This window comes from Brevundimonas sp. (genome assembly GCF_031082345.1).
In the GTDB taxonomy this organism is placed as follows: Bacteria; Pseudomonadota; Alphaproteobacteria; order Caulobacterales; family Caulobacteraceae; genus Brevundimonas.
The window spans coordinates 1-6864 of record NZ_JAVHLH010000158.1 but is presented as its reverse complement, the minus strand read 5'-3'; the positions used below and the strand labels follow the sequence as shown (position 1 = coordinate 6864).

Annotated in this window: 14 protein-coding genes and 1 pseudogene; all 15 read left to right on the top strand. The window is 64.6% G+C overall.

Going from position 1 to position 6864, the window contains the following annotated elements; all coding sequences use genetic code 11:
- Nucleotides 1-293: 293 nt before the first annotated feature.
- Nucleotides 294-599 (top strand): 30S ribosomal protein S10, encoded by a 306-nt coding sequence (gene rpsJ, locus RDU12_RS10690; RefSeq protein WP_003164367.1) that lies wholly within the window; start codon nucleotides 294-296, stop codon nucleotides 597-599.
- A 21-nt stretch (nucleotides 600-620) separates the two neighbouring features.
- Complete coding sequence (gene rplC, locus RDU12_RS10685; RefSeq protein WP_300289441.1) at nucleotides 621-1382, top strand: 50S ribosomal protein L3; 762 nt, start codon at nucleotides 621-623, stop codon at nucleotides 1380-1382.
- Nucleotides 1382-2062 carry a 50S ribosomal protein L4 gene (gene rplD, locus RDU12_RS10680; protein WP_300289440.1) on the top strand — a complete coding sequence of 227 codons (681 nt, stop codon included), beginning with the start codon at nucleotides 1382-1384 and terminating at the stop codon, nucleotides 2060-2062. The genes rplC and rplD overlap by 1 nt, the downstream gene beginning before the upstream one ends.
- Nucleotides 2062-2367 carry a 50S ribosomal protein L23 gene (locus tag RDU12_RS10675; protein WP_298097836.1) on the top strand — a complete coding sequence of 102 codons (306 nt, stop codon included), beginning with the start codon at nucleotides 2062-2064 and terminating at the stop codon, nucleotides 2365-2367. Before rplD ends, RDU12_RS10675 begins: the two co-directional genes overlap by 1 nt.
- A 4-nt stretch (nucleotides 2368-2371) precedes the next feature.
- Nucleotides 2372-3205 (top strand): 50S ribosomal protein L2, encoded by an 834-nt coding sequence (gene rplB, locus RDU12_RS10670; protein WP_300289439.1) that lies wholly within the window; start codon nucleotides 2372-2374, stop codon nucleotides 3203-3205.
- A 2-nt stretch (nucleotides 3206-3207) separates the two neighbouring features.
- Entirely contained in the window at nucleotides 3208-3486 is a 279-nt protein-coding gene (rpsS, locus tag RDU12_RS10665; protein ID WP_135195324.1) for a 30S ribosomal protein S19, read from the top strand.
- 3 nt (nucleotides 3487-3489) lie between these two features.
- Nucleotides 3490-3870: a 50S ribosomal protein L22 gene (rplV, locus tag RDU12_RS10660; protein ID WP_056450358.1), complete on the top strand. Its 381-nt coding sequence runs from the start codon at nucleotides 3490-3492 to the stop codon at nucleotides 3868-3870.
- Complete coding sequence (gene rpsC / locus RDU12_RS10655) at nucleotides 3870-4622, top strand: 30S ribosomal protein S3 (protein WP_300289438.1); 753 nt, start codon at nucleotides 3870-3872, stop codon at nucleotides 4620-4622. The genes rplV and rpsC overlap by 1 nt, the downstream gene beginning before the upstream one ends.
- A gap of 3 nt (nucleotides 4623-4625) precedes the next feature.
- Nucleotides 4626-5069 carry a 50S ribosomal protein L16 gene (rplP, locus tag RDU12_RS10650; RefSeq protein WP_284223197.1) on the top strand — a complete coding sequence of 148 codons (444 nt, stop codon included), beginning with the start codon at nucleotides 4626-4628 and terminating at the stop codon, nucleotides 5067-5069.
- Nucleotides 5066-5263, top strand: coding sequence for a 50S ribosomal protein L29 (rpmC, locus tag RDU12_RS10645; protein ID WP_055832148.1), 198 nt, complete (start codon nucleotides 5066-5068; stop codon nucleotides 5261-5263). Before rplP ends, rpmC begins: the two co-directional genes overlap by 4 nt.
- Nucleotides 5264-5273: 10 nt before the next feature.
- The gene (gene rpsQ / locus RDU12_RS10640) at nucleotides 5274-5516 is read left to right on the top strand and encodes a 30S ribosomal protein S17 (RefSeq protein WP_168049152.1); all 243 of its coding nucleotides are present in this window, start codon (nucleotides 5274-5276) and stop codon (nucleotides 5514-5516) included.
- A gap of 18 nt (nucleotides 5517-5534) precedes the next feature.
- Nucleotides 5535-5903, top strand: coding sequence for a 50S ribosomal protein L14 (rplN, locus tag RDU12_RS10635; protein WP_055832151.1), 369 nt, complete (start codon nucleotides 5535-5537; stop codon nucleotides 5901-5903).
- Nucleotides 5904-5905: 2 nt separating this feature from the next.
- Nucleotides 5906-6214, top strand: a complete 309-nt coding sequence (gene rplX, locus RDU12_RS10630) for a 50S ribosomal protein L24 (RefSeq protein ID WP_300289437.1) — start codon at nucleotides 5906-5908, stop codon at nucleotides 6212-6214.
- Entirely contained in the window at nucleotides 6214-6771 is a 558-nt protein-coding gene (rplE, locus tag RDU12_RS10625; RefSeq protein WP_300289436.1) for a 50S ribosomal protein L5, read from the top strand. Before rplX ends, rplE begins: the two co-directional genes overlap by 1 nt.
- A gap of 20 nt (nucleotides 6772-6791) precedes the next feature.
- Nucleotides 6792-6864 (top strand): annotated as a pseudogene (locus RDU12_RS10620) (30S ribosomal protein S14); the annotation flags it as partial.

Below are 6864 nucleotides of genomic sequence, written 5' to 3'. Positions count from 1 at the left end.
TCGCCACGGTTTCGCCGCTTGACGGAAGCGGAATCGATCTGCATAAGCCCCCACTCTTGTTGGACCGGCTGTGCACCTCGCTTTGAGTATGGGGTGCAGACGCGGTCCGCAGGAACGACCTGAGACCCTGTTCTTTGCAGTGACCCAGGACTTCAACGGCCTTCGCGGGAGACTGCGTGGGCCGATCGTTTTTGCGGACGTGCGTACTCTGAAGGCCTTCGCGGCCTGAAGACTCCGGTCTTTGAAATGGTTCACAGGGACGCAGGTTCGCCTGCTTGGGAATAGCTACCGATATGGATCAAAGCATCCGCATCAGGCTCAAGGCCTTCGATCACCGCGTCCTCGACTTTTCGACGCGCGAGATCGTCAACACCGCCAAGCGCACGGGCGCGACCGTTCGTGGTCCGATCCCGCTGCCGACCCTGATCGAAAAGTTCACCGTGAACCGCTCGCCGCACGTCGACAAGAAGTCGCGCGAGCAGTTTGAAATCCGCACGCACAAGCGTGTCCTCGACATCGTCGACCCCACTCCGCAGACCGTGGACGCGCTCATGAAGCTCGACCTGTCCGCCGGCGTGGACGTCGAGATCAAGATTTAAAGAAGAAAGAGGCGGGATCCGATGCGCACGGGCGTGATCGCCAAGAAGCTGGGCATGACCCGCGTGTTCGCCGATGACGGCGCGCACGTTCCGGTCACTGTGCTTCAGCTAGACGGCTGCCAGGTCGTCGGCCAACGTACCCAGGAGCGTGACGGCTACGTCGCTCTCCAGCTGGGCGCTGGCAGCAAGAAGGCCAAGAGGACCAACAAGGCTCAGCGGGAATCCTTCGCGAAGCTGCAGGTGGAGCCCAAGGCCTATGTCACCGAGTTCCGCATTGATGCGGACGCCATGCTCGACGTGGGCGCCGAGTTCTCGGCCGACCACTTCGTCGCGGGCCAGAAGGTCGACGTCCAGGCCAAGACCATCGGCAAGGGCTTCGCCGGCGCCATGAAGCGCTGGAACTTCGGCGGCCTTCGCGCCACGCACGGCGTCTCGGTCTCGCACCGTTCGCACGGCTCGACCGGCAACCGTCAGGATCCGGGTCGCACCTTCCCGGGCAAGAAGATGGCCGGCCACCTCGGTGAGGAAGTCGTCACCACCCAGAACCTGACCGTGTTCCGCGTCGACGTCGAACGCGGCCTGATCATGATCAAGGGCGCCGTCCCCGGTCACGAGGGCACCTGGGTCAAGATCCGCGACTCCATCAAGAAGGCCCGTCCGGCCGACGCCCCCTTCCCGGGCGGCGTCAAGTCGAACGCCAAGGCTTCGGCCGAGCAACCCGCCGCGGAAACGCCGGCTGAAGAGGTTGCCGCGGTCGAGACCACCGAAGGCGGTGAAGCGTAATGAAACTCTCGGTCATCAAACTCGACGGCAAGGCCGCCGGTGACGTCGAACTGTCGGACGCCGTTTTCGGCATCACCGACATCCGCGGCGACATCCTGGCCCGTTACGTCAACTGGCAACTGGCCAAGCGCCGCGCCGGCACCCACAAGGTCCAGACCCGGAACGAGAACTCTCGCACCGGCAAGAAGATGTACAAGCAGAAGGGAACCGGCGGCGCCCGTCACGGTTCGCGTCGCGCCCCGCAGTTCGTCGGTGGTTCGCGCGCCTTCGGCCCGATCGTCCGCGATCACGGCTTCTCGCTGCCCAAGAAGGTCCGCGCCCTGGCCCTCCGCCATGCGCTGTCCTCCAAGGTCGTCGCCGGTGACCTGGTCGTCGTCGACAGCATCTCGCTGAAGGACGCCAAGACCGCCGGTCTGCGCGAAACCCTCGGCAAGCTGGGCTGGACGAAGACGCTGATCATCGCCGGTCCGGAAGTCGATACGAACTTCGGCCTGGCCGCCCGCAACATCCCGATGGTGAACGTCCTGCCGAACGCCGGCCTGAACGTTTACGACATCCTGCGCGCGGACAAGCTGGTGCTGACCAAGGCGGCCCTCGAGGCCATCGAAGCCACCTACGCCGACTACAAGCCCTCGCGCAGCGAAGTGGCCCGGTCGCAAGCCGTGAAGGGAGCCGCGTAATGGCCGGCGCTCAACCCACCGCCAAACACTACGACACCATCCTGGCTCCGATCATCACGGAAAAGGCCACGATCCTGTCGGAGCAGAACAAGGTCGTCTTCCGCGTTGCGGGGACCTCGACCAAGGACGAGATCGCCGCGGCGGTCGAGAGCCTGTTCAAGGTCAACGTCCTGAAGGTCAACACCCTCGTCCAGAAGGGCAAGACCAAGCGTTTCCGCGGCATCATGGGCCGTCGGGTCGACATCAAAAAAGCGATCGTGACGCTGGCCGAAGGCCAGTCGATCGACGTCACCACGGGGCTCTGATCAGATGGCCTTGAAAACCTACAATCCGACGTCGCCGGGCCGCCGCGCCCTGGTGCTGATCGACCGTTCGGAGCTCCATAAAGGACGCCCCGAGAAGTCGCTGACCGAAGGCCTGACCAAGTCGGGCGGTCGCGGCGCCGGTGGTCGTATCGCCGTCCGCTTCCGCGGCGGCGGCGCCAAGACGCTGTACCGCAAGATCGACTTCAAGCGCCGCAAGTTCGCCTCGGCGACCGTCGAGCGCCTGGAATACGATCCGAACCGGACCGCCTTCATCGCCCTCGTCGTCTATGAGGACGGCGAAAAGGCCTACATCATCGCGCCGCAACGCCTGAAGGCGGGCGACACGGTCGTGGCCGGCGAGAAGGTCGACGTGAAGCCGGGCAACGCCATGCCGCTGCGCTCGATGCCCGTGGGTACGATCATCCACAACATCGAGATGAAGCCGGGCAAGGGCGCCCAGCTGGCCCGTTCGGCCGGCGCCTACGCCCAGCTGGTCGGTCGCGATCAGGGCTACGCCCAGATCCGCCTCGGCTCGGGCGAGCTTCGCATGGTGCTGGACGGCTGCATGGCCACGGTGGGCGCGGTTTCGAACCCCGACCACATGAACCAGAACCTCGGCAAGGCCGGTCGCGTTCGTCACATGGGCTGGCGTCCGCACGTTCGCGGCGTGGCCATGAACCCGATCGACCACCCGCACGGTGGTGGTGAAGGCCGGACCTCTGGCGGTCGCACCCCGGTTACGCCGTGGGGCAAGGACACCAAGGGCACCCGCACCCGCAAGAACAAGGCTACGGACAAGTTCATCATCCGTACCCGCCACGTTAAGAAGGCTCGCTAAAGATGGCCCGCTCCTCCTGGAAAGGCCCGTTTGTCGACGGGTATCTGCTCAAGAAGGCCGACGCCGTTCAGACGTCGGGCCGCAAGGACGTGATCAAGACGTGGTCGCGCCGCTCCACCATCCTGCCGCAGTTCGTCGGCCTGACGTTCGGCGTCCACAACGGCCAGAAGCATGTGCCGGTGTCGGTCTCCGAAGAGATGGTCGGCATGAAGCTCGGCGAGTTCGCCCCGACCCGGTCGTTCCCCGGGCACGCGGCGGACAAGAAGGCCAAAAGGAAATAACTGATGGCCCAGACCAAAAACCCCCGTCGGGTCGCCCCGACCGAAGCCCGCGCCAAGCTGGTGAATGTCCGGATCAGCCCTCAGAAGCTGAACCTGGTCGCCCAGTCGATCCGCGGCCTGCCGGTGCAAAAAGCGCTGAACGAGCTGGAATTCAGCCGCAAGCGCATCGCCACCGACGTTCGCAAGGTCCTGTATTCGGCGGTTTCGAACGCCGAGAACAACCACAACCTCGACATCGACAACCTCGTCGTCGCCGAGGCCTTCGTGGGCAAGAACCTGGTGATGAAGCGTTTCGCGAGCCGCGCTCGTGGCCGCTCGTCGCGCATCCTGAAACCTTTCGCGGAGATCACCATCGTGGTCCGCGAAGCCGGTGAGGCCGCCTGATGGGTCAGAAAGTAAATCCGATCGGTCTGCGCCTTGGCGTCAACCGTACGTGGGACAGCCGCTGGTTCGCCGGCGGCGCCGACTACGCCAAGCTGCTGCACCAGGATCTGAAGCTGCGCACGTGGCTGAAGGAACGCCTCAACGCCGCCGGCGTGTCGCGCATCATCATCGAGCGTCCGCACAAGAAGTGCCGCGTGACGATCTACGCCGCCCGCCCGGGCGTCGTGATCGGCAAGAAGGGCGCCGACATCGAGAAGCTGCGCAAGGACATCGCGGCCCAGACCGAGGGCGAGGTTCACCTGAACATCGTCGAGGTCCGCAAGCCCGAGACCGACGCCCAGCTGATCGCCGAGAACATCGCCCAGCAGCTGGAACGCCGTATCGCCTTCCGCCGCGCCATGAAGCGCGCGATGCAGTCCGCCATGCGCCTCGGCGCCAAGGGCGTCCGCATCAACGTTTCGGGCCGCCTCGGCGGCGCGGAAATCGCGCGGATGGAATGGTATCGCGAAGGCCGCGTGCCGCTGCACACCCTGCGCGCCGACATCGACTACGGCTTCATCCAGGCCAAGACGACCTACGGCATCATCGGTGTGAAGGTGTGGGTCTTCAAGGGCGAGGTCCTCGAGCACGATCCGATGGCGCAGGACAAGCGCTGGGCGATCGAGGCTTCGGGTCCTTCTTCGAACGAAGGCCGCGGCGGTGATCGCGGCGGCCGCAACGATCGCGGTCAGCGTCGCGGGCGTGAGGGCTAAGTCATGCTGCAACCGAAAAAGACCAAGTATCGCAAGGCCTTCAAGGGCCGTATCCATGGCGCCGCCAAGGGCGGCTTCTCGCTGAACTTCGGGTCCTATGGCCTGAAGACGGTGGAGCCGGAACGCATCACCGCGCGTCAGATCGAGGCGGCTCGCCGCGCGATCACCCGCCAGATGAAGCGTCAGGGCCGCGTCTGGATCCGCGTCTTCCCCGACCTGCCCGTCACGGGCAAGCCGGCCGAAGTCCGGATGGGCAAGGGCAAGGGCGCCGTGGACCATTGGGCCGCGCGCTGCCACCCGGGCCGCATCCTGTTCGAAATCGACGGCGTGCCGGACGACATCGCCCGCGAGGCCCTGCGTCTTGGCGCCGCCAAGCTGCCGGTCCGTACGAAGGTGGTCACCCGCCTCGACGCCGGCGTCTCGCACGTGGAGCACGTAGGCGCATGACCAAGATCGCCGACCTTCGGGCCCAGACGCCCGACCAGCTGTCCGACGAGCTGCTGAAGCTCAAGAAGGAACAGTTCAACCTGCGCTTCCAGGCCGCCACCGGCCAGATGGAAAAGACCCATCGCGTCTCGGAAGTGCGCAAGGACATCGCCCGTATTTCCACGCTTCTGCGTGCGAACCGCGCGGCGGGTTAAGGAGACACCGATGCCGAAACGTATTCTCGAAGGCGTGGTCGTCTCCGACAAGGGCGACAAGACCGTCGTGGTGAAGGTGGAGCGCACGCTGCTGCACCCCGTCCTCAAAAAGACCGTCCGTCTGTCCAAGAAGTATCACGCCCACGACGAAGCGAACGCCCTCAAGGTCGGTGACCTGGCCCGCATCGTCGAGTGCGCCCCGAAGTCCAAGCTGAAGCGTTGGGAAGTTCTTTCCACCGCCTCGGCCTCGTAACCAGAAGGATCGGATCCCATGATCCAGATGCAAACTAACCTGGAGGTAGCCGATAATTCGGGTGCTCGCCGGGTCATGTGCATCAAGGTGTTGGGCGGCTCCAAGCGCCGCTACGCCTCGGTGGGCGACACGATCGTCGCTTCCGTCAAGGAAGCCATTCCCCGCGGCCGCGTGAAGAAGGGCGACGTCGTGCGCGCCATCGTCGTGCGCACCGCCAAGGACATCATGCGCAAGGACGGCTCGGTCATTCGTTTCGACAAGTCGGCCGCCGTCATCGTCAACAAGCAGAACGAGCCCGTCGGCACGCGGATCTTCGGCCCGGTTCCCCGCGAACTGCGCGCCAAGAACCACATGAAGATCATCTCGCTGGCTCCGGAGGTCCTGTAGTCATGGCCGCCAAGATCAAAACCGGCGACAACGTCGTCATCCTGACCGGCAAGGACAAGGGCCGTACGGGCAAGGTCACGAAAGTGCTCCCGACGACCAACCGCGTCCTGGTGCAGGGGATCAACATGGTCCAGCGCCACACCCGCCCGACCCAGGCCGACCCCCAGGGCGGCATCAAGAACAAGGAAGCGTCGCTTCACCTGTCGAACGTCGCGATCGCCGACGCCAACGGCAAGGCCACCCGCGTCGGCTTCAAGATCGACGGGGACAAGAAGGTCCGCTTCGCCAAGACGACGGGAGACGTCATCTGATGGCCGACACCAAGTACACGCCTCGTCTGAAGGACGAGTATCAGGCCCGCATCCGCGCGGTGATGACCGAGAAATTCGGTTACACCAACCCGATGCAGGTGCCCAAGCTGGACAAGATCGTCCTGAACATGGGCATCGGCGAAGCCGTGGCCGACTCCAAGAAGGCCACCGCGGCCCTCAAGGATCTCGCCGCCATCGCCGGCCAGAAGCCCGTGCCGACCAAGGCCCGCAACTCCATCGCCGGCTTCAAGCTGCGCGAGGGCATGGTGGTCGGCGGCAAGGTCACCCTTCGCGGCGACCAGATGTATGAGTTCCTGGACCGTCTGATCACCATCGCGCTGCCGCGGGTGAAGGACTTCCGGGGCCTCAAGGGCACCTCATTCGACGGTCGCGGCAACTACGCCACCGGTCTGAAGGAGCACATCGTGTTCCCCGAGATCAACTACGACCAGATCGACCAGATGTGGGGCATGGACATCATCGTCTGCACCACGGCCAAGACCGATGAGGAGGCCAAGGCCCTCCTCACCGAGTTCAAGTTCCCGTTCGTGAACTGAGCGGGAAGGGATAGAGCACAATGGCTAAGAAGAGCGCCGTGAACCGCAACGAGATGGTGAAAGCCCTCGTCGCGAAATACGCCGACAAGCGGG